The following is a 24,076-nucleotide window of genomic DNA, read 5'->3' as shown; positions in this document are numbered from 1 at the left end:
CGGCCCACACGGCCGGTCACGTTCTGCGGCTCCGGCGCCCGCGCCGCACCGTGGCCGTCGCGGGAGTGCGCGGGCGTGGCGGCGTGGCAGGCGGTTCGAGCCGCTGAAACGACTGCAGGATCTGTTCGCGGTCACCGCCGAGGCCGACCAGAAGGTTGGTGATGTGCGGCGCGAGTACCCGCGCGACGCCGCCGCCGTCGGTGCCGAAAACACCGATGATCTCTGCCAGTACGTAGCCGTGCATCATGGTCCAGATCTGGGCGGCCACGGCCACCGGGTCCCCCTCGTCGATGGCTCCGGCATCCATGCAGCGCCGCACGAAAGCGGGAATCTGGGCGTACACAGAGTTGATCTCGGACAGCGCCGCCGGGTTGCCGTCGACCGTGAGGTCGCGACCGATCGGCAGGGTGATCGACGGCGACGTGATCCCGAACATCAGCCGGTACCGCTGCGGATAGGTGAGTGCGTACTCGCGATAGGCCAGCCCGGAGGCGAGGAGATCTGCCACCGGATCGTCGCTGTCGGGGCGCCTGCGCAGGTATGCACCGAAGCGGACGTAGGACTCGCGCACGATCGCCTCGTACAGGCCCGGCATGCCGTCGAAGTGTGTGTAGACCGCCATCGTGGAGGCGCCGATCCGCTTGGCCAGCATGCGTGCGTTGAGTGCCTCGGGCCCGCTCTCCTCGAGGACCTGCAGGCTCTCCTCGATCAGGCCTTCGCGAATTCCCATGGTCGCCATCGTCCTGGACATGCTGCCATAACAATGTTATACCTGCCAATAACATTGTTATGGAGGGGCGGGAAGCGATGTTGGAGTCCGTTGCACGCGTGGCGAGCAGATACGCCCTCCTGGTCATCGCGGCCTGGCTACTGCTGGCCGGCCTCGGCAACCTCGCGGTGCCTCAACTCGAACACGTCGTGAAAGAGCAGTCGCGGGCCTTCTTTCCGGCCGACTCCGGCGCCACTCGGGCCGCGCAACGGATGGGCACCCTGTTCGGGGATTCCGACAGCAACAACATCGCCTATGTCGTCCTCGATGCCGACCGGACGCTCGGGGAGTCCGACCGCGGCTACTACCGCGCCCTGGCCGACCGGCTGCGCACGGATACTCCCGGCGTCGAATCGGTGATGGACCTGTGGGACGACCCGACTGCGGCAGCCGTATTCGGAAGTCAGGACCATCGGGCGGCCTATCTGATGGCAAGGCTCTCCGGACAACTGGGGAGCAGCACCGCCACCGAGGCGGTCGGCGCCCTGCGCGCAGCAGTCGATGCCGCCGGACCACCCGAGGGGCTGCGCACATACGTCACCGGCCCCGGCGCGAGCCTGGTCGATGAATTCGCGGCTCTGGACGCGCAATTGGCAAAGATCACGGTGCTGACGGTCGGCATGATCGCGGCCCTGCTGTTGTTCGTGTACCGCTCGCCCATCACCGCGGCGGTCCCGCTGGCGTCGGTCGGGCTGTCGCTGGCGCTCGCGCGTCCGGTCGTCGCCCTGCTCGGAGAGCACGGCACGATCGAGGTGTCGGTCTTCTCGGTGGCATTGATGTCGGCGATGGTGTTGGGCGCCGGCACCGACTACGGCATCTTCCTGCTCGGCCGCTATCACGAGAACCGGCGCGCCGGCCTGGCTCCGCCGGATGCGCTGGCCGACGCCTACCGTCGGGTCGCGCCGGTGATCGCGGGCTCGTCGGCAACCATCGCCACGGCACTGTTCTGTCTGACCTTCGCCAAGGTGAGCTTTCTGCGCAGCGCCGGGATACCCAGTGGCATAGGCATTCTCGCGGCCATGCTGGGTGCGCTGACGTTGACCCCGGCCATGATCGGCTTCTTCAGCCGCCGCGGATGGATGGAGCCGCGGGCAGCGCGGATCAACCGTCGATGGCGCCGGATCGGCACCGGCGTCGCCCGTTGGCCAGGCCCCGTCCTGGTGGTTGCTGTCGGTGCCCTGATCGTCTGCACGGTTCCGTTGCTCGGTGCCCAGGTCAGCTTCGCGGAGCTGAGCGCACAGCCGGCCACCACCGACTCCAGCCGCGGCTACCAGGCCGTTCGCGAGGGCTTCCCGGACAACCGGCTGCTACCCGAGATCGTCTCGATCCAGGCCGACCGTGACCTGCGCACCCCGGCCGGGCTGATCACCATCGAGCGCGTCACCCGCAAGGTCCTCGAGGTGCGCGGCGTGCGCACGGTGCAGTCCGCCAGTCGGCCCGCGGGCACCCCGGTGCGCCAAGGCACGTTGACCTATCAGGCCGGCCAGATCGGCGAACAATTAGACAGCACAGCACAATCCGCGATCAGCGGGATGAGCTCCGTGGACACCGTCGCGGCTACGATCGGACAGCTCGATGCATCCCTGGACGGTATGCAACGCGGGCTGACCGGTGCTGTCGACGGCTTGAACCGCGTCGGGGCGGGCTCACAGGACATCGGTGCGGGCATGGCCGGGCTGCAGGGCAATCTGCGGGAAGTGTCCGGATATGCCGATCCGCTACGCCAATTCGTCAACAGCAATCCCGATTGTGCGGCCAACCCGATCTGTGCCGCCGTGCAGAAGATCGTCACGCCGCTCGACGACGCGGTCAGTGCGACGGGCACTCTGGCCGGCGGTGCGGGTGCGCTCGAGGAAGGTGCCGCCGGCGCCACCAACTCACTCGACGGTGCGGCACGGGGCGTGGCGACGATGCGCGCCGCGCTGGGCCAGCTGCGCGGCCTCACCTCCACCTTGCGGTCCAGCCTGGGTACGGTCGGGCCGCAGATGCAGCAGATGACCGGCTACCTGTCCCAGCTCAGCACCGATTTCGACGGCACTTCCGAGGGCGGGTTCTACCTGCCGCCAAGAACTTTCAACGACCCGCAGTACCGCCGGGCGATGGAGATGATGTTCTCTCCCGACGGTCGTGCGACGCGGCTGCTGGTCTACGGCGACGGCGAATCCTGGGGTCGCGACGGTGCCGAACGCTCTGGCGAGATCCGCATCGCGGCTGCCGAAGCGCTCAAGGACACCCCGCTGGCGCAGAGCGGCTTCGTCGAGCTCACCGGGGTGGGAACGGCCACGGCAGAACTGATCACCTATGTGCGCCACGACTTCACGCTGCTCGTCATCGCCACGCTCGTGCTCATCTTCCTGATCGTGGCCGCCATGCTGCGCAGCCCGGTCGCCGGGGCCGTGGTGTTGGCCACCGTCACGCTTTCCTACGCCTCGGCGTTGGGCGCCAGCGTCGCGATCTGGCAGTTTCTGTTGGGCCAGCCCCTGCACTGGGCGGTCCCGGCGTTGGCGTTCATCGCCCTGGTTGCCGTCGGCGCGGACTACAACCTGCTGCTGGCCATGCGGTTGCGCGACGAGTCCGGGGCCGGAGTCCGGACTGCCACGATCCGCACCTTCGCAGGCACCGGCAGCGTCGTCACCGTTGCGGGGATCGTGTTCGGGCTGACCATGTTCGCGATGCTGGGCGCCAGTGTCGTGACGATCGCCCAGGTGGGATCCACGATAGGCATCGGTCTGCTGATCGACACCCTGCTGGTGCGGACCTTCGTGGTGCCGCCCATCGCCGTGCTGTTGGGCCGCTGGTTCTGGTGGCCGCGCCGCACCGCCGGGAAAGTCAGCCGACGTCAGGTCGATGAGCCTGTCCCGGCGTGAACACCGCTCAGCAGACCGGTCATCTGCCCCACCTCGATGAGATAGCCGTCCGGATCGCGCATGTAGCTGCGCACTTCGGCCTTTCGGTCGATGGGTGGCGTCAGGAACTCGGCACCCTTCGCGCTCCACTCGCGGTAGCACGCTTCGATGTCGGCCACCCGGATGTTCAGAAAGCTGGTAGCGGTGTGCGGATCGGTCGGCGGGTGCAGCGTCACGTCCGGCTTGTCGGGCGTGGGCCCACCTCCGGGGTTCATGATCAGCCAACTGTTGGCGAGCTTGACGATGCACGGGTCTTCGCCCATCACCACCTCGCCGCCGAGCACCTCGCTGTAGAAAGCCCTCGAACGCGGCACATCGGCGAGGGTGAGGAAGTGGGTCAACAACAAACCCGACTCCGGGTTCGGCAGCGAATCATTGCGATTCATATCCGATTTCCTTCCGCGTGGTGACGTGCGGCCTGGGTACCCGGTCCGGTGCTGTGGCTAATCTCGACGATGACTCGCCACGGCTTCACGCACGGCAGGAACGATTTCGTTGGCGAACACCGCCGCCTGAGTCGCATCGTCGCCGGGCGTGCCGAGCAGGAACGTGTCCATCCCGGTCTCCACGGCCAGGGCGGTCAATTCGTGCGTCCACTGGGCTACCGACCCGTTGAAGGCCTCGGCATCGCCTGCCTGAGTTACCGCACCGAAGATGTTGTAGGCCCGCACGATTGACGCAGGATCACGACCGGCTGCAGCAGCCGCGTCATCGATCTGGCGCTGCATCGCAGGCAGTTTGTCCGGTGGGAAATAACTGTTCGACGGCACCCACCCGTCGGCCTTGGTGCCCAGGAAACGCAACATGCGCGGGCCACCCACGCCGAGCCAGATCTGGATGTCGTGGGCGGGAGCCGGTCCTGGGTGAACCCCGGACAAGCGGTAGTGCTGGCCGTCGAATCGCACCGACCGCGCATCCGACCACATCAGCCGGATGACCTCAACTGCTTCTTCCAGAGCCCGTGCGGCCTGCCCGGGGGTGCGGTTCGGTCCACCCATCGCCGCAATGGCCTGCCAGAACGCGCCCGCGCCGAGGGCGAGTTCGAAGCGGCCACCCGATACGACATCGAGGCTGGCCGCCGTCTTGGCGAGTACCGCCGGTGGCCGCAGCGGCAGGCTGGCGACATCGGGGATCACCTTCACCCGCTGCGTCCGGGCCAGCACGGTTGCCATCAGCGCCCACGCGTCCAGGAATTTGGCCTGGTACGGATGATCCTGAATGGCAACGAAGTCCAGGTGCCGGTCGGCGAGCGCCGCAAGGGCCAGCGTGTTGTCGAGCATGTCCGCGCCAGGCGTGACGAAGAGCCCGAACTGCAGTGGGCGGTGGTAGTCGGTCATTCTCAGCACCCTCTCGACGTCGGACTCGGCTGTTTCCCGACGGTAGTCGTCGCGGCAACCCGCGCCCGCGCATGACATCGGCGAAGTTTGGGTACATCGACTGGGTCTGGGGAAGGGGGACGACTGAACCGGAGAGGACCCATGACGGCACCGCGATTGCAGGCTGACCAGCGCGACGCCGCCGAAGCCCAGCGCATTGTGGGCGCGGTGACCTCGGCGTTCGCCTCCAGGGTGGTGGGCCAGGACCATCTCCGCGAGTCGATGCTGGTCGCGCTGCTGGCCGGCGGGCACCTGCTCATCGAGAGCGTTCCGGGCCTGGCCAAGACGCTGGCCGCGCGGGTGATCGCCGAGTCCATAGACGGCAGCTTCCGGCGAATCCAGTGCACACCCGATCTGCTGCCCAGCGACATCGTCGGAACCCAGATCTACGACGCCGACCACAACTCTTTCACCACCCAGCTCGGGCCCGTCCACGCCAACATCGTGCTGCTCGACGAGATCAACCGCTCCAGTGCCAAGACCCAGAGCGCGATGCTGGAGGCGATGCAGGAACGGCAGACCACGATCGCCGGCGTCGAATACCCGATTCCGGAGCCGTTTCTCGTGATCGCCACCCAGAACCCCGTCGACCAGGAGGGCACATATCCGTTGTCGGAGGCCCAGACCGACCGGTTCATGCTCAAGGAGATCGTGGGATACCCCTCGGTGGAGGAGGAGGTCGAGATCGCGGCCCGGATGGACGCCGGGCTGTACGACCGGGACCACCGAATCACCCCGGTCGTCACGATCGATGACGTGCGCCGGGCCCAGGGGATCGTCCGTTCGGTGTATCTGGACCGTGCCCTCGTCGAGTATGCGAGCCGCCTGGTCGCCGTCACCCGCACCCCGGGGCAGTACCTGCCGGCGAATCTGGCCCGGCTCATCGAGTACGGGGCCAGCCCGCGTGCCACGCTCGCCTTCTGCCAGACGGCACGGGCCCTGGCTGTGCTGCGCGGCCGTGACCATGTGGTGCCCGACGACATCGCCCGGCTTGCCCACCGGGTCCTGCGGCACCGGTTGATCCTCGGATTCGAAGCGGCCACCGCTCGGGTCACCCCCGACGCCGTCGTCGACGCGGTGTTGCGCGCGGTCCAGGTCCCGTGAGGCTGCCATGGGCAGGTATCTGGACTCCGCCAGGGCGTTTGTCGGCCGTGACGCCGGCGGGCTGCTCGAAGGCGGCCGTTACGCCCTGGTGCACACCCGCAGCCTGGAGTTCGACGAGCTGCGGCCCTACGTCCCCGGTGACGACGTTCGTGACATCGACTGGAAGGCCACGGCCCGTTCCGGGCACACGCTGATCAAACGGTTCGTCTCCGAAAAGCACCACAAGGTCCTGGTGATCGCCGACGCCGGTCGCAACAGCTGCGGGCTGGCGCCGTCGGGTGAGCTGAAAAGGACTGTGGCCCAGAACATCATCGGCGCGATCGGGCTGATGACGCTGCCCCGCTCCGATGAGATCGCCATGGTCCTCGGGGACCGCCGGGGCAACGTCGACATCCGGCTGCGCCGGGGCGAGACGCACATCGAGAGCATGCTGCACCGGTTCCACCACCACACCACCGACGATCCGGGCCCCAGCGACATCCTGGTCCAGCTCGAATGGGTGGCCCGCCATTACCGTCACCGGCTGTTGATCTTCGTGGTGTCCGACGAACCGGACGTCGACGACAGGTTGGTCGAGGTGCTGCGCCCGCTGACTGCCCGCCACGACGTGCTGTGGGCTCTGATCGGCGACATGCCCGCCGTCGATATGCATCCCGACGCCGGCCGCGGCTACGAGGTCACCGATGGCCGGCCCATCCTGACCGATCTGGACCAGCACGTCATCGAGGCCTATCAGCGTGCGGAAGCGCAACGGCGGGAGAGGCTTTCGGAATTCCTGACGCTGCAGCGGATACCGCACGCCCGGATCCCCGGCAGTCTGCGGATCAAGACCGCGTTGACGGCGATGACCGAGGTGTACGCCCGTGCCGGATGACCTGCTGCGCCACGTGATCGGTCCGATGCCCTACTCACCGGTCTGGCTGTGGACCGCGATCGGCCTGATCCTGTTGCTGTGCGGCTGGTATCTCGCGGTGTTCGCGCTGACGTCGCGACAGCGCTCGGTGCGTGACCTCCCCGTCCTGGGCGCCGCACGGGCAGAGTTTCTGCGGCGCCGGTCGGCCCGGGCGGTGCGAACCATCGGAAACCGTTACCGCTCGGGTGATCTGAGTGCCGCGCCCGCCGGCGCGGCACTCAGCCGGGAACTGCGATCCTTCGTACACGCTGTCACCGGGGTCCGGGCCCAGTACATGCAGGTCGATGCGATCGCCGACAGCGCTGCCGCGCCCGCCGCTCCGATCCTGGCTCAGCTCACCGATATTCAGTTCAATCACCGCTCGGAGCTCGACGCCGGGACGGCCAGCGACACCGCCGAGGAGTTGATCCGCGGATGGACCTGATCTGGTGGGTGGTGGCGATCGTGGGCTGCCTGGCGCTGGCCGGGTGTGTGGGCCTGGCGATGTTGCTGCGGCAGCCGCCCGACCCGGGCGAGCTCAGGCCCCTGGCCAACACCGCGCGGCTCACCCGGCTGCCCGAGTATGTGCGCGCCGCGCGGCTGCGGACCATCTCGGCGGTGGTCGCGATGGTGATGTTGACGGTCGCCTTCGCGGCGTCGGTTGTGGTGGCCGCCCGCCCCACGGGTCTGCCGTCGTGGCACCGCAGCACCGAGGTCGCGACCCCCGAGGACATCATGGTGTGTGCGGGCGGCCCGGCGAGCGATCCCGCGGTCAGCGCCGCGATGCGGTACCTGGCCGAGCGGGTCCGCACCTTCGGCACCGAGCGGATCGGGCTCACCTCGGCCAACCGGCGGGTCATCCCACTCACCCGCGACTATCAGTACGCCGCAGCGCAATTCGATGCCGCCGCTCGCCAGGAAGGCTCCAGGCCGTTGGTCGCACCGGTGTCTTACGTCGATTACACCGAAGGTGTCCAGGATGTGCTGGCGATGTGCCTGACCGGGTTCCCGTCCTTTGACGAGAAGGCCCCGCAACGACGTTCGCTCATCTACATCGGTCCCGAATCCCAGCCCGGCACCGGCGAGGGCGCGCCCTTGTTCACCCCGGACCGGCTCCGCGACCTGGCGGTGCAGGCAGGGGTCCAGGTCAACGCGATCACGCCGGGCTCCGGAGAGGGGGCCGTGGCGGAACTGACCCGCAGCACCGGCGGCCGGTGGTATTCGGATGCGGCCGACGTGGCCGGGCATCTCGCCGAGATCCGGGCCAATCCACCGGCGCCGGGGTCGACGGACGAGCGTGCGGACGTCAGATCCGCCGAGACGCCGGGCGTACCCGTATCGCTGGGATTGCTTGCCCTGGCTGTGCTGTGGTGGTGGCCGGTGGTGATGCGGCGATGAGGCTTGAGCCGCTCGTCCCGCCGCTGTTGTTGGCAGCGCTGGCGGTGGCGCTCGTCGCGGCCCGCACCGTCACGTTCAGGCAGTCCCGATCCGGTGGGCGGCCCGCTCGTCGGCGCTGGTGGGCGCTGACGGCGGCCGGCGTGCTGTTGCTGGTGGCCGGTCTGGGCCCGGTGGCCGGCGCGGCGACCGACACCGTGGCGCGCCCGGCCGGGGACCGCGAACCCAGCATCTTCCTGATCCTTGACCGCTCGCCGGAGATGTCGGAGCGCGACGTCGGCGACCGGTCCCGGATGACGGCCGCACACGCCGACATCATGGCGTTGATCGAGCGGTATCCCCGCGCCCGGTTCGCCTTGATCAGTTTCTCCGGCCGCCCGTCGGTGGATTGGCCGCTGTCTGCCGACACCTGGAGTCTGGGTCCGGTGGTCACCGCGTTGGATCCATACCCGGTCGCGTCGGACACCAATGTCGGAGCAGCGGCCACTGTGCTGCGCTACCAGCTGATCACCGCGGTCCAGCAGTTTCCCCGCGCCGAGAATCTGGTCTTCTATCTGGGCGCCGGCGCCACGGAATCGGAAGCGCCACAACGCGAATTCCAACTGCCCGAGAATTCGGTGGACGGTGGCGCGGTGCTGGGCTACGGAAGTGCCGGGGCGCAGGCCCTTCGCGGCGTCGCCGGGCAGATCGGGGTTCCGTTCGTCTCGCGCACGGACGCGACACCGTTGGACGCCGCCCTACCCGGCGACGGGGCACCGGGTCAGAGACCTGGGCCGGCCGTGGACCGGAGCGTTGTCGAGCTGTACTGGGGCTTCGCCGCGGCTGCGGCCCTGCTGATCCTGGTCGAGTTCTATCTCGTGCTGAGAGAATTCCGCAGGATGCAGCCGATCGATGTGGGGCCGGGATCATGAACGCGCTGCGGCGCAGGCTGCTGGTGTACTCGGCGCCGGTGGTGCTGGTGCTCGTGATCGCCGTCGTCAAACTGTTGTCGGTCGTGGTGATCGGCAACTCCGCAGGGTCCAGCTTCACCGACCGCGACACCGAGTCGTTGGCAGGCGACGTCGCGATGCTGCAGACGCTCAATGTCGTAGAGCCGGGCAAGGCCGATTTCGCCGCGGGCACGCTGGCCGTCCTGGAGGACCGGCTCGCCGACGCCGACCGGCACTTCGCCGGTGCGGTGGAACGCCTGGACGCCGATGAATCGTGTTCGGCGCGAGTGAATCTGGAACTCGTCCGGGAGACACTCGGTGACCGGGCCGCTGCGATGTCGGACAGCCAGACTGCCATGAACCGTTATCTGGCCGCGCGGGATGTGGTGGACCGGGCACCGACCGGATGTTTCCGCGGCAACGCCGACACTGACCCCGATCGGCACGCCGTCCGCGATGACACGCCGCAACGGTTGAACAGCAAGATCGACGCGGCTGCAGCCGTGCCGCCAGCCGTGCCGCCGCAGCCCCCGCCCCCGGCGGCAGCACCTCCGCCGATGTCGGGAGATGCGTCGCGCACACAGCCGCAGAACCGCCTTGATCCCACCTCGGGGGATCCGCTGGACCGGCTACAACAGATCTTGCGCGACGCGGCCGCAGGTTAGATTCGGGTCAGTCGGCCCGTTGAATCGGTTCGTTGGTATCAGGTCCAAGCGGAGGAATGGAATGGCTATGGCAGACGGGCTGTCTGCGCGCGAGGCGAAACGCCTGCAGACGCGTGAGCGATTGATGGGTGCGGCGATCGCAGAGTTCAAGCGCGCGGGCATGGCCGAGGCGGACGTGGCCGCCATCGTGGCGGCGGCCGGCGTGGCGCACGGCACGTTCTTCTTTCATTTCCCCACCAAGGAACATGTGCTGCTCGAGCTCGAGCAACGTGAAGAAGAACGCATCGCCAAGCAGTACAACCAGTTCCTCAAGAAGCCGCACAGCCTCGAAGGCGGGCTGCGCGAAGCCATGCGCCTGGTGGTCGGGCTCGAACGCCGGCTCGGCAATGTGTTGTTCAAAGACTTTCTGGCCCTGCACTTCTCACAGACACGGCCGCCCACGTCGGACAGCCAGGAACACCCGGTCATCTCCGGGGTGGCGCGCGAGATCGAACTGGCCCAACAACAGGGCGAGGTGGCCGCCGACGTGAACCCGTGGAACAGCGCGGTGTTCTTTCTGCTCGGCTTCTACGCGTTGTTGATCACGACCAACGATTGGCCCACCCGCGACGCCCTGCTGGACGACTACGTCGTCAGGACGATGCGCAGCCTGGCGCGCTAGTCCCGAAACTCCGTCCGCGGGCCCCCTGTCCAGCCGGCATATCGTTGACTATAGTCAGTCAACAGTTCGTCACCGGCTCGCCAGGAGGACCCTTGAATCCGCCGACCATCAGATCGCGCGGCACGGCTGCGGCCGGTGCGCGCGATTTGTCGGCGGCCGACCACGACGAGCAGTCCCGGCTGGCGCAGCGGCAGGCTGACAAATGGCTCATCGCCGGATCGCTGCTGATCGGCAGCGCCGTGCTGGGCATCGTCGGACTGCCGATCTTCCTGCGCGGCGTGTGGTTGCTGCGGCGTGCCCAGCGGGACGGGTTGTCGGTGCGGCCGATGATGGTCACCCTGCTCGGCTATCTGGTCATCATCGACGCCGCGATCAACGCGATGGGCTGGTCACTGGACCTGATCGGCAACCACTCCTTGCTGGCCAGGGTGCTTTTGACGGGCTGGGGCAACATGTTTGACGCCGGCTACTTCTGGCATTTCAACGAGCTGTGGGTGGGCGGCGCGGGCGGCCCGGGGGAGAAGGCCTGGGAGGTCGCCCTCATCCTCACGGTGTTCACCATGCGGATCGCCGCGGGCATCGGCTTCTTGCAGATGAAGCGCTGGGGGCAGCAGTGGATGATCGTCACCTGCTGGATGGGCGTGGTCATCTGGTGCGGCTATGTGTTCAACATGACGATGTTCGCCGACGTGCGCTACGCCGGGGTGATCTTCCCGGTGATCGGCTGGTGGCTCTACGACATCTTCTACATCACCCCGTTCCTGGCGATCCCGTACCTACACACCGTCAACCGCGAGATCTTCACGGACTGACGCCTCAATTATTGACTCAAGTCAGAAATAGAACGAGGGAGTGTTCTGGACATGTTCTGGGAAATCTGCCGGTACATCGGCGCATGGGGCGGGACCGCCCTGATCATCTGGTTCTGGTACTGGATGTTCTCCAATATCGGCACGTTCTGAGCCGATGGCCGACAACGACGCACTCACCGTCGAACGCAGCTGTGCCGTGACCGCCGTCGCCCTGAGCGCCGGCCGTCGTTGCGGGGTGCGGCTGGTGACCGGAGAGCAGCGTGCGTTCGGACTGAACGCGGCGCTGGACTTCGTGCTGGTGCCCTATCCGGCTGCCCCGCCCACCTGGACCCGACGAACGTTGACGTGCGGGGTGGCGCTGCAGTGTGCGCCGTCCAAGGAACGGCTGGTGCACTACCGATTGGGTGAGCTTTCTGGCCGTGAGCTGCAGGCCCTGGCGTTGGTGGAAGCCGGGGTGGCGCTCGGCTGGATCGCGTCTCGATGGCCGGGTCTGGTTTCCGAAATCCGAAGACTGCTACCGCAGCTGGAGCAATCCGACGGTGATACGCCGGCCGCCGACATGCTGCGGCAGGCGGTGGAGCTGGCGCGCAGCGGTCCCGTGCAGGTGGACCCGCTGCTGGGGCGCCTGCCCGTGGCCTACACAGCACCGGCCGGACTGACCGACGGATTGCGCCGCAGGTTCGGCCGGATGCCGTGGACCAGTAGCCAAAAGCGCCTGCCCCGGCCATATTCCGTGCCCGTCGGCGGCGACGGCGGCGTGCGCAACCCCAATCTGCCGCCGCCGAGCCGGCCGCAGGACAACGACCTCGACGTCACCCCGCTGCACCGCCCGGGAATTCCGTACCCCGAGTGGAATGCATGGACGGAGAGTTTTCTGCGCGACCACGTCGCCGTCGTCGAGCATGCCAAGCCACCGCGCGGCCGCGAATCGGCACCGGTATCGGCCGATCTGCGGGCCTGGTTCGCCGAGCACACCCACCGGGCGATGACCGACCGCCTGGAGGACGGGTCGGATCTGGACGTGGATTCCTATGTGCGCCACCACATCGACGTGGTGACCGGCGAGGCGGCCGAGCCCCGGGTGTTCCGGGAGCTGTTGCCCAGCAGCCGGGATGTGTCCACCGCGCTCCTGCTCGACGGCAGTTCGTCACTCGGCGTGCACGGTGGGCGCATCTTCCGTCTCGAGCTGGCGTGCGCCGACGCGTTGTCGCGGGCCATGACCCAGGCCCGGGAACGCCACGGCATCTTCGTGTTCACCGGCAACACCCGGCACCGGGTGGAAGTGCAGTGCCTCAAGGACTTCGAGGACCGCCGGTACGTCCCACCGAGTGCGGCCGGGCTGGTCACCGGGGGATACACCCGCCTCGGTGCACCGTTGCGGCATCTGACCAATCGGCTGCTGGCCCAACCGTCGGAGCGGCGCCTACTGATCGTGATCGGCGACGGGCTGATCTCCGATGAGGGTTACGAGGGCCGCTACGCGTGGGCGGACACCGCGCATGCGGTCGAGGAGGCGAACGACGCCGGTGTGGCCGTGTACTACGTCGGGGTCGGGCCCACCCGCGTCGACCCGCTGCCCGAGGTGTTCGGACCGCGGCGATCTCAACGAATCCGCCACGTCGAGGAGCTTCCGCGCGTGCTGGCGCACGTGCATCGCGAACTGGTCGCCGCCTGAACTGTGAGGAGAAGATGAGCAAGGACACGTATTTCGCCAACGGCAACGAGGTTCAGCTCTTCGAGCAGGCCTACGCCCGCCGAATCCCGGTGATGCTGACCGGGCCGACAGGCTGCGGCAAGACGCGGCTCGTCGAGCACATGGGGTCGCTGCTGCAGCGGCCCGTGGTGACGATCAGTTGCCACGACGACCTCACCAGCTCGGATCTGGTGGGCCGGTTCATGGTGACCGGAGGTGACGTGGTCTGGACTGACGGACCGTTGACCCGCGCGGTCAAGACCGGCGCGATCTGCTACTTGGACGAGGTGGTCGAGGCCCGCCATGACTCGCTGGCCATCCTGCATTCGCTCACCGATCACCGTCGTGCGCTGTACCTGGACCGGGCCGGCGAGGTGGTGCGGGCGCCGGACACCTTCATGCTGGTGTGCTCGTACAACCCGGCCTACCGCAGCTCGCTCAAAGAGCTCAAACCGTCGTTCCGGCAACGGTTCGCGACGCTGCCGATGAGCTACCTGCCGCCGGAGCGAGAGGCCGAGGTGATCGTGGCGGAGACCGGGGTGGGCCGCGAGACCGCGGTGCGCCTGGTGGCGTGCGCGACGGCGATCCGCACCGCCGACGCCGCGTTCCACTTCGAACCGCCCTCGACCCGCGTGCTGGTGACCGCCGCACAGTTGGTCGCCGAGGGCGCGTCCGAACTCGACGCCGCGCAGGCCTGCGTGCTGGCCCCGCTGAGCACCGACGGTGCGATCAGCGACGGGCTGCGTGAAGTCGCCGCTGCCGGCCTGCTCGACGGCGCGGCCCAAGACCCAGGAAAGGGAGTCAGATGAACGAACAAGAGCGAAAGCGCAAGCGCGCGTTGATTGTTCTGCAGGTTGTCATCTACGGCTATCTGTTCACGATGTTCTGTATCCAGATGTACATGTCCTTCGCCCGAGGCTGGTGGGACCTGTGAACGTGCCGCTGACCCAACCGGATTCGGTGACGTTGGAAGATCACCATGAGCAGTCCCGGCTGGCCCAGCGCCGGGCCGACAAGTGGATGATCGTCGGGGCGCTGTTGATGGGCATGTGGATTCCCGGTCTGATCGGCTTCCCGATCTTCATGCGCGGGGTGTGGCTGCAGCGCCAGGCCCAGCGTGCGGGATTATCGGTGCGCCCCATGATCGTCACGTTGATCGGTTACCTGGTGCTGATCGACGGTGCACTCAACAGCCTGGGCTGGGCACTGGATCTGGTGGCCAACCACACGCTGATCAACCGGGTGCTGATGATCGGCTGGGGCAACATGTTCGACGCCGGATACTTCTGGCACTACAACGAACTGTGGATCGGTGGCGCCTCCGGGCCGGGTGAGAAGTCGATGGTCTTCGGCATGATCATCACGGTCTTCGCGATGCGCTGCGCCGCCGCCATCGGGTTCTTGCAGATGAAGCGCTGGGGACACCAGTGGATGATCGTCACCTGCTGGATGGGCGTGGTCATCTGGTGCGTCTACGTGTTCAACATGACGATGTTCGCCGACGTGCGCTACGCCGGGGTGATCTTCCCGGTGATCGGCTGGTGGCTCTACGACATCTTCTACATCACCCCGTTCCTGGCGATCCCGTATCTACACACGGTCAACCGCGAAATCTTCTCCGACTGAACATCTTCCAAGGAGCACATGGTGTCGACATCTGCCGAAACCGAGAAGGACCCGGCGCAGGATCTGCCGCCGGGCACCACCCCGTACTACGCGAACATGCACAAGTGGATCAAGCGCGCCGTCCTGGTGTGCCTGGTGGCCCTGGTCGTTGAGGGCGCATTTACGTTGCCGTTCATGGCGGTCTACTACGGGTACCCGACGTTGAGCATGACCGAGATCTGCAGCGAGCTGCTCAAGGTCCGCTACTCCGACGACACGCTCGAGTGCAAGCATCCGTACCCGATGTTCGGACCGCCCGAGGGCGCCGAGGGGAAGGACACCGCCCGCGACGAGTGGGGCATTCAACCGACTCCGAAGTACGACCGGTTGGGCTTCCGCGAACTGGTGCGCCGTCACGAGGAACGCCTGGCCCGCCAGGCCCAGACTCAGGAGCAGGGTAGATAGATGCCCAAGTCGGCTGACGAGCATGCCCGCAACTGGGATCTGCGCCATGAGGACTTCAACGACCATGACCTCCTGTACGAGGTGTACTCGGTGATGCGCCGACAGGCTCCGATCGCGCACACCGAGGTGCCGTTCTTCCCCACGGACGGCGCGTGGGTCGCGCTCGGCTACGACGAGTGCTACCGGATCGCCCAGGACTGGCAGCACTTCTCCAGCAACCCGACGCCCGAGGGTGCCGAGCAGGCCGGCGGCGACCTGGTGATCACGCTCGATCCGCCGCGGCAGCAGAAGTTCCGTAAGGTGCTCAACCCGTACTTCTCCCCAGCCAGGATGAAGGCGCTGACACCGCAGATCCGCATGGAAACCGATGTGCTGCTCGATGGGTTCATCGAGCAGGGCTCGGGGGATCTGGCCCAGGTGGCCTGGCAGCAGCCGGGCGTCGTGTTCTTCAAGTACCTGCTCGGGATGCCGGTCGAGGACGTGCCGCTGTGCCTCGAGCTGGTCGACACCGCGCTCAACGGCGACACCGAGCAGGGCCGGATGCTGGCTTGGGGCGGGCTGTATCAGCATCTGCACGATGCGGTGTCGGCCCGCGTGGGCGCACCCGAGCGCGACGACATGATCGACGTGCTGCTGCATGCCGAGATCGACGGAGAACCGCTGCCGTTCAACGACGTCGTGGCCAACGCCATCTTGCTGGTCCAGGCAGGGCTGGAAACCACCGCCAGCGCAATGTCTTTCGCGTTCCACTATCTGGCCACCCACCCCGGTGAACGCGACCGGCTGATCTCCGAGCCGGAGATCCTGCCAAGGGCGGTCGAAGAGTTCATCCGGTTCGCCGGTTCCATTCACGGCTTGCCCAGGACCGTGGCCGAGCAGGTCGAACTGAGTGGGCGCACCTTCTGCCCGGGTGATTCGGTTCTGCTGAACTATGCGGCGGCCAACCGCGATGCCACGCAGTTCCCTGATCCGGATCGTTGTGTGCTGGATCGTCCGGCCAATCGACACCTCGGATTCGGAGTCGGCGTGCACCGGTGTCTCGGCTCCAACCTGGCCCGGCTGGAGTTCGCCATCGGCCTCGAACAGGTGCTGGCCCGGATGCCGGATGTCAGGTCGGATCCCGCCGCCGCAGCGGTGTTCCACGGCAATTCCGTTACGCGCGGCTACCGTCGGGTCCCCGTCGTGTTCACGCCGGCCCGGAGATCGACTGTGTTGCGGGGACCTAACGATTCGGTGGTATCTCGGTGCTGACGCTGCCGTAAGCAGCAAACCCGTGGTTCAGTGGTGTCGATGTCTGGTGTCTGGTCCCCGCGTCGCTGTCTCACCGCTGCGGTGACGGCGGGAGTCTCGTTGCTCGCGGTGGGAATTCCGTCGGCCTCGGCCGCCCCGGCCAGTGACGGCCGCGGCTACGTCGATTCCACGGCGCGGTGTGCCAGTGCGGAGGCGACCGTGGTGTTCGGCAGCACCGACGCCTCGCGGGTGGCGATCTGCTCGGTGCCCGGCGGCAAGTACGAGTACCGCGGGGTCCGGCTGCGTGACGGCGCCAAGCTGATCGTGCCCGCGACCCGTAACGACCAGGGCGCGTTTCGAGTCGAGAATGCCGGCATCGAGTACCTGGTGACCTCGAAGTCACTGGTGGTCAGTGTCGGGGAGAAGGTGATCCGGGAAGAGGCGATGGTCGACTTCCACGGCTCGGGGGCGCCGGCTGCGCAGGGCACCGCGAAGTCCCCGGGTGCGGCTCCGGCTCCCGCGACAGCAGCGGCCACGCCCACCACTCCGCTTCCGCCACCGCTTGCCGCCGAAGTCGGTGGCAGCGGGCCCCGTCGCTGATCCAACGCCGCTGAACAGCGCATTTGCCCGCATAGTTGAGGGCAAGCGATGAAAATGATAATCATTAACGGTATGCGTACGTGTTCGCCGGCTGTGGGTACTGCCGATCTCGACCGGCTCGTGGACCAACTCGGCCCGGGGACACTTCGCCTCACCGTTCCGCTTGTCGATGACGCGGTTCAGGTGGGCATCGGCGGCGACTTCGCGACCACGATCCTGGTCGTCGCGGTGACAGCCTCGACGGTGCGGGTACGCCGACTCGACGGCGGGCCGCTGCAGGTGCACCTGGTCGAGGGCTGGCGCAGCGCGTCGGCGCCGGGCGTGGTGATCCCGATATTCGACGCGCCAGTCGAGGCTGCGATGTTCGAACGCTGCGGGACGCACTGGATCTCCCGGCCGCGTCTCAGCGCCCGGGCCGCCGAACTCGATCGATTTGTCGGCACGCTGGTCCGATTCGCCCTGGCCAAGCACGGCCGCGCAACCGGTCAGGCGCTTGGCGCGGCGTAGGCCTGCAGGTACTGGGTCAGAGCCTGTTCTGCCTCGGTCAGTATCGCGCGGTCCTTGTCGGGGCCGGCGTGGAAAGCCATCTGCAACAGGCGATCGCCCATCTCCACGGCAACCATGGTGACCAGGGGGTCCGTCCCCTCGCGCAGCAGCCCCCATCGCAGCAGCGCGGAGTGCAGGGCGTTGGCGAACTCCGCCCGGCGCGCCCGGGGGTCGGCGATCAGGCCGCTGGCCAGGCTGGCGTAGTGCAGGTTGACCAGGTGTGGATGGTTGCGCAGGTGCTCATAGTGAAACTCGAAGATCTCGTGCGTCACCTCGGCCAAACTTGTCGGCACGAGCGCGGCCAATATCGCGGCGCCCTCGGCGTCACGCCGGTCGAGGTGGTCGGAGACGATCTCCTGAAGGATCGCATCGCGGTTCGGAAAGAACTGATAGACCGTGGCTACCGGGACATCGGCTCGATGGGCGATTGCCCGAGTGGTGACAGCGTCTACGCCCTGCGTCTCGAGCAGCTCGAGGGCTGCCGCGCGGATTCGTTCGACACGTCGTCTGCTGCGCTCCTGCACAGGTTGGCGTCGCCGTAGTGGCTTGTGGGTGACCACCTGGAAATCGTCGCACACGGCTGATGCGAACACGATTCATGTTAACTATCGACACTCGGCGACGAAGCTGGCGAGGCCAGGGCTGATTCCGCCCACCAGTAGCGTGGGAGCCCGTGTCCATTCTGTCCACACCCATGGTGGCCGATGCCCTGGCTCGGTTGTTCTCCGCGGCCGTCAATCCGGCTCCCAAACCCGGCGTACGGTTTCCCGAAATCCCCGGGCGTACAACGCTGATCGACATCCCCACCCGGCACGGGAAAGTAGCCGCCACGGTGTATCACCCTGCGGCCGACGTGGCGACGCCTGCGGTATACGTGAACGTGCACGGCGGTGGATTCGTCGTCGGGCATCGCGAACAGGATGACCCGTGGTGCCGATTTCTCGCCGCCAACGCGAATGTCGTTGTGGTCAATGTCGATTACCTGCTTGCCCCGCACCGCCGGTTTCCCACCCCGGTCGAACAGATCTACGACGTTCTGGATTGGGCCTCGGCGCCAGAGCGGGACTGGGACGGCGGCAGGTTGTGCGTCGGAGGGCAGAGTGCGGGTGGGAGCTTGTCGGCGGCGGCCGCGCGGCTGGCCTTCGAGACCGGTCCCGAGAGCGGACCGCAGATCGCCCTCCAGGTTCTGCACTACCCACCCCTGGACCTGGTCACCGCCACCAAGGACAAACATTCTCCGCTGGGCGCCAAGGCCATCATGAAGCCCTGGATGGGGGAGGTGTTCGACACCGCCTACATCCCCGATCGTGCGCAGCGCACCGACCGGTTGGCGTCCCCGGCCTGGGGCGCCAACTCCGACGGGATCAAGGGCATCGCCCCGGCATTGGTCGTCACCGCGGAGTACGACCGGTTGCGTGACGAGGCCTGGCGGTACGCGCAGAAGCTCGAGGCGGTCGGCTCTCTGGCCGAGTACTACGAAGTGCCCGGCGTCGACCACGGCTACAACATCATGAGCGACGATGCCGAGGTCACCCGGACGGCCTACGAGCACATCGCCGGGCACGTCCGCCGCGCCACCGCACCGTGACGGGGATCTCGTCGGGGAAGTCTTGCGGGATCCTCACCTCTATTTAGGCTTGCCTTACCTAAATATGTAAGGGTGGTCATGAGGAAGATCCAGGTAGCGGTCATCGGAGCGGGTCCGGCAGGTATCTACGCGGCGGACATCCTGACCAAGGAGTACGAGCATGCGCGCGTCGACGTATTCGACCGGCTGCCTGCTCCTTACGGACTCGTGCGGTACGGCGTCGCCCCCGATCACCCGCGGATCAAGGAGATCATCAAGGCGTTGCGCCGGGTGCTCTCCCGTGATGAGAGCAGCGTGCGGTTCATCGGCAATGTGCACTACGGCACGGACCTCCGGCTCGCCGATCTCCGGCGTCACTATGACGCGGTGATCTTCTCCACCGGGGCCAGGGCCGACCGGGCGCTCGACATCCCGGGCATCGACCTGCCGGGAAGCTACGGCGCTGCCGACTTCGTGTCCTGGTACGACGGGCATCCCGATGTGCCCCGCACCTGGCCGCTGACCGCGAAACACGTCGCGGTACTCGGAGCGGGCAACGTGGCGCTCGACATCGCCCGGATGCTCGCGAAGCCGGCCGACGAGCAGCTCGGCACCGAGATCCCCGGCAACGTCTACCAGGGTCTTGCCGCCAACCAGGCCACCGACGTCCATGCCTTCGCCCGTCGCGGGCCGGCGCAGATCAAGTTCAGCCCCATGGAGTTTCGTGAGCTGTCGCACTCACCGAGCATCGACGTCATCGTGCATCCCGAAGGCTTCGAGATCGACGAGGCCAGCCAGCACGCCATCAACACGAGCAAGTCGACCAGACTCGTGGTGGACACCATGATGAAGTATCTGCAGCGCGAGCCGACCGGTGCGCCGCACCGGATCCATCTCCACCTGTGCCAATCGCCGGTGGCGGTGTTGGGCACGGATCGTGTCGCCGGCCTTCGTACCGAACGAACCGAGCTCTGCGGAGACGGAAATGTCCGCGGCACAGGAGAATTCACCGACTGGCCGGTCGAAGCCGTGTACCGTGCCGTCGGCTACATGTCCACCCATCTGGCGAACTTGCCGTTCGACCACCACGCCGGGGTGGTGCCGAATGACGCGGGCCGGGTGCTCGACATCGACGGAGGGTTGATCGACGCCACCTACGTGACGGGATGGATCAAACGCGGCCCGATCGGCTTGATCGGGCACACCAAGTCCGATGCCGCCGAGACCGTCACGAGTCTGCTCAACGACCTGCCGGGTCTCCGCGTCCCCGAAACCGCTGACCCTGACGCGATACTCGCGCACCTGGCGGCCAATGGTGTCGACTACACCACCTGGGCCGAGTGGGAGCGACTCGACGCTCGCGAGGTGTCGCTGGGCGAGGTACAGGGGCGCGAACGGGTGAAGGTGGTCCCGCGTGAGGACATGATCCGGGCCGGCCGCGACGCCCTGGTGCGCGACTGACCCGGCCCGCGCTGCCGGTGATCAGCCCAACGTGCTGTGGAGAGCCAGGGTGGCCGCCACGGCGTTGGCCGCCTCGGCGCCCTTCTTGACGAAGTGCCTGGTGAAGTAGTCGACGTGCTCGTCGTGTTCGTGGAAATGGTGCGGGGTGAGCACCACCGAGAACACCGGTATGTCGGTGTCGAGTTGCACCCGCATCAGCCCATCGATCACCGCGCCTGCCACGAAGTCGTGGCGGTAGATACCCCCGTCGACCACGAGACCGGCGGCAACGATGGCCCGGTACCGCCCGGTCAGCGCCAGACGCTTTGCGGTGAGCGGAATTTCGAAGGCGCCTGGCACCTCGAAGAACTGCAGCGCATCCTCGGCGATGCCGTGGGTGAGGATCTGTGCGCTGAATCCCTCGCGGGCCTTGTCGACGATGTTGCGATGCCAGGTGGCTTGCACGAACGCGATCTGAGAGGCTGCGTCAGACATGCAGCGACGCTATCGCACATCGAGGTAGGCGTCGGCCCAGGCGCCGATGATCCGTCCGGCACGTTTGGCCTGCCCGGGCCCGGTGAGCAGGTGCTCGGATCCTTCCAAAGAGACGAAGCTCCGCGGATGGCGGGCAGCCCAGAAGATGTCGCTGGCGTTCTGGATGCTGACGGTGTTGTCGGTGGGGGAGTGCAGGATGAGCAACGGCATCTTGAGGGCCTCGATCTTGTCGCGGAGCTCGGCGATCCGGACATCCTCGACGAATGACCGCTTCAGTGTGAGCGTCTTCCCGCCCACCATCCATTGGCCACTGCCCTCGGCGAACACCTGCTCCAGGCAGGCGTCGTATTGATGCTCGACATGGCCGACGTCGAATGGCGCTCCGACTGTCACAACGGCCCGCACGCCGGGGGATTGCCGGGCCGCGGCGATGGCCGCCGAACCGCCCCACGAATGCCCGATCAGGATATCGGCGGGCGTACCACGCTCAGACATGAACGTGCACGCTGCGATGACGTCGTTGACCTTGACGGTGAACGAACCGTCGCCCCAGTCGCCTCCGGAATCGCCCAGTCCCAACGCGTCGAAGCGCAGCATCCCGATGCCGTCGGCGGCCAGCTGCTTGCAGATGCGAGAGGCGGCCGGGGAGTCCTTGCCGAGGGTGAAACCGTGCGAGAACACGCCCCAACCGCGTACCGGCCCGTCGGGGAGATCGATCACACCGGCCAGCATCGGGCCCGTCGAACTGGGGAAGGTGACGCGCTCAGCCATGACGGTGGTCTACCACGGGAGCAGCAGCGCCGCGACGACGCCACGAAGCTCGTCGGCATCCCAGTTGGGTGGGCTCGTGCACGAAGCGGCCCGGCACTCTAGTTAGCCCGGCACGGTATGCAGCCCGAAATGCGACGTTGAGCGGAGGTACCTGCGTGGTTGCCAGCTCGGCTCCGTAGTCTGGGATGTCCGGTGGTCTGCGGGCGTTGTCCGTGTTGGGCAATGTGGCCCGCCCCCGAGTAGGTATGTCGTCGGATGTGGAGCAATACGTGCCTCTGAAAACCATCGCGCTGGAGCTCGTCCCGCCGAACCTGGAACGCGGCGTGCAGTACCCGGTTGACGAGGCGCGCAAAGTGCTCGCCTTGGCAGCTGAGGCCGGCATCGAAGGCCGGATAAAGCACGTCATGATCCCCGGAATGATCGACGAGGACGACGACCGTCCGATCGAGATGAAACCGCGAATGGATGTCCTGGACTACTGGAACATCCTGCGGCCCGAACTGCCCGGCATGCGCGGTCTGTGCACGCAGGTCACCTCATTCCTGGATCAGGACTCGCTGGGCAAGCGCCTGACCGACCTCAGTGGGGCCGGTTTCGAGGGCATCGCGTTCGTCGGCGTGCCCCGAACCATGAAGGACGGCGAGGGCGACGGCGTCGCGCCGACGGACGCCCTCTCGATCTATGAGCAGCTCGTCCCCAACCGGGGCGCCATCCTCATCCCGACTCGCGACGGCGAGCAGGGCCGGTTCAATTTCAAGTGCGAGCAGGGCGCCACCTACGGCATGACCCAGTTGCTGTACTCCGATGCCATCGTCGAGTACCTGACCGAGTTCGCCAAGACCTCCGACCACCGGCCCGAGATCCTGCTGTCCTTCGGTTTCGTGCCGAAGATGGAGAGCAAGATCGGTTTGATCAACTGGCTCATCCAGGACCCGGGCAATGAGGCTGTGGCCGCCGAGCAGGAGTTCGTCAGCCGGTTGGCCGAAATCGACCCGGCCGAGAAGCGCAAGGCGATGGTCGACCTCTACAAGCGGGTGATCGATGGGGTGGCCGACCTCGGCTTCCCGTTGAGCGTCCATTTCGAGGCGGCTTACGGGGTGTCGAAGCCGGCTTTCGAGACCTTCGCCGAGATGCTCGCGTACTGGGCGCCGGACCGACTCGGGTAGTCCGCTGATCAGCTAGAGCACGGCCGTACTTGTCGGTGGTCGAATGTATGTTCGAATAATGGAGGCGGGTGCGGTTGAGGCGGTGGCGGGGTTGCGGGCCGCGTTCGACGGGTTCGCCGCCTGTGATTTTGGGGCGTTGACCCGGGCGCAGGTGTTGGCGGTGCTCGACGAGTACGAAACCTTGACCTGTCAGCTGCCCGGTCCGCTGCATCGGTTGTTGGCCCAGCTGCAAGCCGAGGCCACGCCACGGGAGTTGGGCGCCAAATCCTGGAACGCGGTGCTGCGGATCCGGTGGCGGCTGTCGAGTGCTGAGGCCGGCCGCCGGCTGGCCGAGGCTGCCGAGTTGGGGCCACGCCGTGCCGTGACCGGGGAACCTTTGGCCCCGGTGTTGCCGGTGGTGGCCGCCGCCCAGGCGGCTGGGTTGCTCACCGGTGATCACGTCAAGGTGTTGCGCGACGCGGTGGGGGATCTGCCCGGGTTCGTCGACCAGACCACCCGCGACCAGTTCGAGGCCGACCTGGTCAGGGTTGCGGTCGGGGTGGGGCCTAAGGAGCTCAAGGAGACTGCCGAGTTGCGGTTGTTCCTGCTCGATCAGGACGGACCCGAACCCGACGACATTGAACGCGCCCGCAAACGCGGCGTGACCGTGTCCAAACAGGGTCGTGATGCGATGACCGCCCTGACCGCCAACATGACCCCCGAAGCGGCCGCAGTGTTCGAGGTCTTGTTCGCCAAGTTCGCCGCCCCGGGCATGTGCAACCCCGACGATGACGAACCCTGCACGTGTGGCACCCCGAGCCAAGCTCAGATCGACAACGATCACCGCGGCCTGGCTCAACGCCAACACGATGCGCTGCTGGTGATCGGACGGATCGTGTTGATGAGTGGGGATCTGGGTCAGCTCAACGGGCTGCCGGTGTCGGTGATCATCCGCACCACCCTGCAAGACCTCGAATCCCGCGCCGGGATCGGCGTCAGCGGTGGTGGCA

27 protein-coding genes are annotated in these 24,076 nt (G+C 66.9%); 21 read left to right on the top strand and 6 right to left on the bottom strand.

Annotation, left to right across the window (positions count from 1 at the left end; translation table 11 throughout):
• Positions 1 to 16 precede the first annotated feature (16 nt).
• Positions 17 to 751 carry a TetR/AcrR family transcriptional regulator gene (locus tag QQ25_RS00135; protein WP_082017346.1) on the bottom strand — a complete coding sequence of 245 codons (735 nt, stop codon included), beginning with the start codon at positions 749 to 751 and terminating at the stop codon, positions 17 to 19.
• A 38-nt stretch (positions 752 to 789) separates the two neighbouring features.
• Between QQ25_RS00135 and QQ25_RS00130 the strand changes: the two genes are divergently transcribed.
• Positions 790 to 3,636: an MMPL/RND family transporter gene (locus QQ25_RS00130; protein WP_039376512.1), complete on the top strand. Its 2,847-nt coding sequence runs from the start codon at positions 790 to 792 to the stop codon at positions 3,634 to 3,636.
• Here the strand turns inward: QQ25_RS00130 and QQ25_RS00125 are convergent.
• Positions 3,609 to 4,061: a VOC family protein gene (locus tag QQ25_RS00125; RefSeq protein WP_039376510.1), complete on the bottom strand. Its 453-nt coding sequence runs from the start codon at positions 4,059 to 4,061 to the stop codon at positions 3,609 to 3,611. The two genes, QQ25_RS00130 and QQ25_RS00125, sit on opposite strands and share 28 nt — an antisense overlap.
• 57 nt (positions 4,062 to 4,118) lie before the next feature.
• The gene (locus tag QQ25_RS00120; protein WP_039376508.1) at positions 4,119 to 5,012 is read right to left on the bottom strand and encodes an LLM class flavin-dependent oxidoreductase; all 894 of its coding nucleotides are present in this window, start codon (positions 5,010 to 5,012) and stop codon (positions 4,119 to 4,121) included.
• 141 nt (positions 5,013 to 5,153) lie between these two features.
• Between QQ25_RS00120 and QQ25_RS00115 the strand changes: the two genes are divergently transcribed.
• The 16 genes from QQ25_RS00115 (at position 5,154) to QQ25_RS00040 (ending at position 17,609) form a co-directional block, all read left to right on the top strand.
• Positions 5,154 to 6,155 (top strand): AAA family ATPase, encoded by a 1,002-nt coding sequence (locus QQ25_RS00115; protein ID WP_039326522.1) that lies wholly within the window; start codon positions 5,154 to 5,156, stop codon positions 6,153 to 6,155.
• 7 nt (positions 6,156 to 6,162) lie between these two features.
• A complete protein-coding gene (locus QQ25_RS00110; RefSeq protein ID WP_039376506.1) occupies positions 6,163 to 7,029 on the top strand; it encodes a DUF58 domain-containing protein in 867 nt (288 codons plus the stop codon).
• Entirely contained in the window at positions 7,019 to 7,492 is a 474-nt protein-coding gene (locus tag QQ25_RS00105; protein WP_039376504.1) for a hypothetical protein, read from the top strand. The genes QQ25_RS00110 and QQ25_RS00105 overlap by 11 nt, the downstream gene beginning before the upstream one ends.
• Positions 7,483 to 8,445, top strand: a complete 963-nt coding sequence (locus tag QQ25_RS00100) for a hypothetical protein (protein WP_039376502.1) — start codon at positions 7,483 to 7,485, stop codon at positions 8,443 to 8,445. The genes QQ25_RS00105 and QQ25_RS00100 overlap by 10 nt, the downstream gene beginning before the upstream one ends.
• Positions 8,442 to 9,353: a VWA domain-containing protein gene (locus tag QQ25_RS00095; RefSeq protein ID WP_039376750.1), complete on the top strand. Its 912-nt coding sequence runs from the start codon at positions 8,442 to 8,444 to the stop codon at positions 9,351 to 9,353. Before QQ25_RS00100 ends, QQ25_RS00095 begins: the two co-directional genes overlap by 4 nt.
• Positions 9,350 to 10,036 carry a hypothetical protein gene (locus QQ25_RS00090; protein WP_039376500.1) on the top strand — a complete coding sequence of 229 codons (687 nt, stop codon included), beginning with the start codon at positions 9,350 to 9,352 and terminating at the stop codon, positions 10,034 to 10,036. Before QQ25_RS00095 ends, QQ25_RS00090 begins: the two co-directional genes overlap by 4 nt.
• A 61-nt stretch (positions 10,037 to 10,097) precedes the next feature.
• On the top strand, positions 10,098 to 10,697 hold the full coding sequence (locus QQ25_RS00085; protein WP_039376496.1) for a TetR family transcriptional regulator: 600 nt from the start codon (positions 10,098 to 10,100) through the stop codon (positions 10,695 to 10,697).
• Positions 10,698 to 10,804: 107 nt separating this feature from the next.
• Positions 10,805 to 11,509: a hypothetical protein gene (locus QQ25_RS00080; protein ID WP_082017367.1), complete on the top strand. Its 705-nt coding sequence runs from the start codon at positions 10,805 to 10,807 to the stop codon at positions 11,507 to 11,509.
• A 133-nt stretch (positions 11,510 to 11,642) separates the two neighbouring features.
• Complete coding sequence (locus tag QQ25_RS00075; RefSeq protein WP_201774189.1) at positions 11,643 to 13,184, top strand: nitric oxide reductase activation protein NorD; 1,542 nt, start codon at positions 11,643 to 11,645, stop codon at positions 13,182 to 13,184.
• 14 nt (positions 13,185 to 13,198) lie between these two features.
• Entirely contained in the window at positions 13,199 to 14,011 is an 813-nt protein-coding gene (locus QQ25_RS00070; RefSeq protein ID WP_039376491.1) for a CbbQ/NirQ/NorQ/GpvN family protein, read from the top strand.
• Complete coding sequence (locus tag QQ25_RS31480) at positions 14,008 to 14,136, top strand: hypothetical protein (RefSeq protein WP_039326505.1); 129 nt, start codon at positions 14,008 to 14,010, stop codon at positions 14,134 to 14,136. Before QQ25_RS00070 ends, QQ25_RS31480 begins: the two co-directional genes overlap by 4 nt.
• The gene (locus QQ25_RS00060) at positions 14,121 to 14,828 is read left to right on the top strand and encodes a hypothetical protein (RefSeq protein ID WP_101906544.1); all 708 of its coding nucleotides are present in this window, start codon (positions 14,121 to 14,123) and stop codon (positions 14,826 to 14,828) included. Before QQ25_RS31480 ends, QQ25_RS00060 begins: the two co-directional genes overlap by 16 nt.
• Positions 14,829 to 14,849: 21 nt before the next feature.
• Positions 14,850 to 15,272 carry a hypothetical protein gene (locus QQ25_RS00055; RefSeq protein ID WP_407661836.1) on the top strand — a complete coding sequence of 141 codons (423 nt, stop codon included), beginning with the start codon at positions 14,850 to 14,852 and terminating at the stop codon, positions 15,270 to 15,272.
• Complete coding sequence (locus tag QQ25_RS00050; RefSeq protein WP_052235524.1) at positions 15,273 to 16,523, top strand: cytochrome P450; 1,251 nt, start codon at positions 15,273 to 15,275, stop codon at positions 16,521 to 16,523.
• A gap of 39 nt (positions 16,524 to 16,562) precedes the next feature.
• Positions 16,563 to 17,102 (top strand): hypothetical protein, encoded by a 540-nt coding sequence (locus QQ25_RS00045; RefSeq protein WP_039327256.1) that lies wholly within the window; start codon positions 16,563 to 16,565, stop codon positions 17,100 to 17,102.
• Between the two features lie 72 nt (positions 17,103 to 17,174).
• Entirely contained in the window at positions 17,175 to 17,609 is a 435-nt protein-coding gene (locus QQ25_RS00040) for a hypothetical protein (protein WP_131546044.1), read from the top strand.
• On the opposite strand, the gene QQ25_RS00035 is transcribed toward QQ25_RS00040, so the two are convergent.
• The gene (locus tag QQ25_RS00035; protein ID WP_234706235.1) at positions 17,588 to 18,241 is read right to left on the bottom strand and encodes a TetR/AcrR family transcriptional regulator; all 654 of its coding nucleotides are present in this window, start codon (positions 18,239 to 18,241) and stop codon (positions 17,588 to 17,590) included. The genes QQ25_RS00040 and QQ25_RS00035 overlap by 22 nt on opposite strands.
• Before the next feature lie 80 nt (positions 18,242 to 18,321).
• Between QQ25_RS00035 and QQ25_RS00030 the strand changes: the two genes are divergently transcribed.
• Positions 18,322 to 19,236, top strand: coding sequence for an alpha/beta hydrolase fold domain-containing protein (locus QQ25_RS00030; RefSeq protein ID WP_039376490.1), 915 nt, complete (start codon positions 18,322 to 18,324; stop codon positions 19,234 to 19,236).
• 78 nt (positions 19,237 to 19,314) lie between these two features.
• On the top strand, positions 19,315 to 20,676 hold the full coding sequence (locus tag QQ25_RS00025; protein WP_039376487.1) for an FAD-dependent oxidoreductase: 1,362 nt from the start codon (positions 19,315 to 19,317) through the stop codon (positions 20,674 to 20,676).
• Between the two features lie 21 nt (positions 20,677 to 20,697).
• Here QQ25_RS00025 and QQ25_RS00020 read toward each other — a convergent pair whose 3' ends face one another.
• Complete coding sequence (locus QQ25_RS00020; protein ID WP_039326494.1) at positions 20,698 to 21,150, bottom strand: 6,7-dimethyl-8-ribityllumazine synthase; 453 nt, start codon at positions 21,148 to 21,150, stop codon at positions 20,698 to 20,700.
• A gap of 9 nt (positions 21,151 to 21,159) precedes the next feature.
• Positions 21,160 to 21,921 (bottom strand): alpha/beta hydrolase family protein, encoded by a 762-nt coding sequence (locus QQ25_RS00015; protein ID WP_039376486.1) that lies wholly within the window; start codon positions 21,919 to 21,921, stop codon positions 21,160 to 21,162.
• Positions 21,922 to 22,190: 269 nt separating this feature from the next.
• Between QQ25_RS00015 and QQ25_RS00010 the strand changes: the two genes are divergently transcribed.
• Positions 22,191 to 23,087 carry a mycobacterial-type methylenetetrahydrofolate reductase gene (locus QQ25_RS00010; RefSeq protein ID WP_039376746.1) on the top strand — a complete coding sequence of 299 codons (897 nt, stop codon included), beginning with the start codon at positions 22,191 to 22,193 and terminating at the stop codon, positions 23,085 to 23,087.
• A gap of 43 nt (positions 23,088 to 23,130) precedes the next feature.
• Positions 23,131 to 24,076 (top strand): DUF222 domain-containing protein (locus QQ25_RS00005; protein ID WP_039376745.1); only part of this gene is annotated, 946 nt, incomplete at its 3' end.

It is taken from the genome of Mycolicibacterium setense (genome assembly GCF_000805385.1).
In the GTDB taxonomy this organism is placed as follows: domain Bacteria; phylum Actinomycetota; class Actinomycetes; order Mycobacteriales; family Mycobacteriaceae; genus Mycobacterium; species Mycobacterium setense.
The sequence above is the reverse complement of the archived record's forward strand: the minus strand, read 5'-3'. Positions and strand labels throughout refer to the sequence as shown.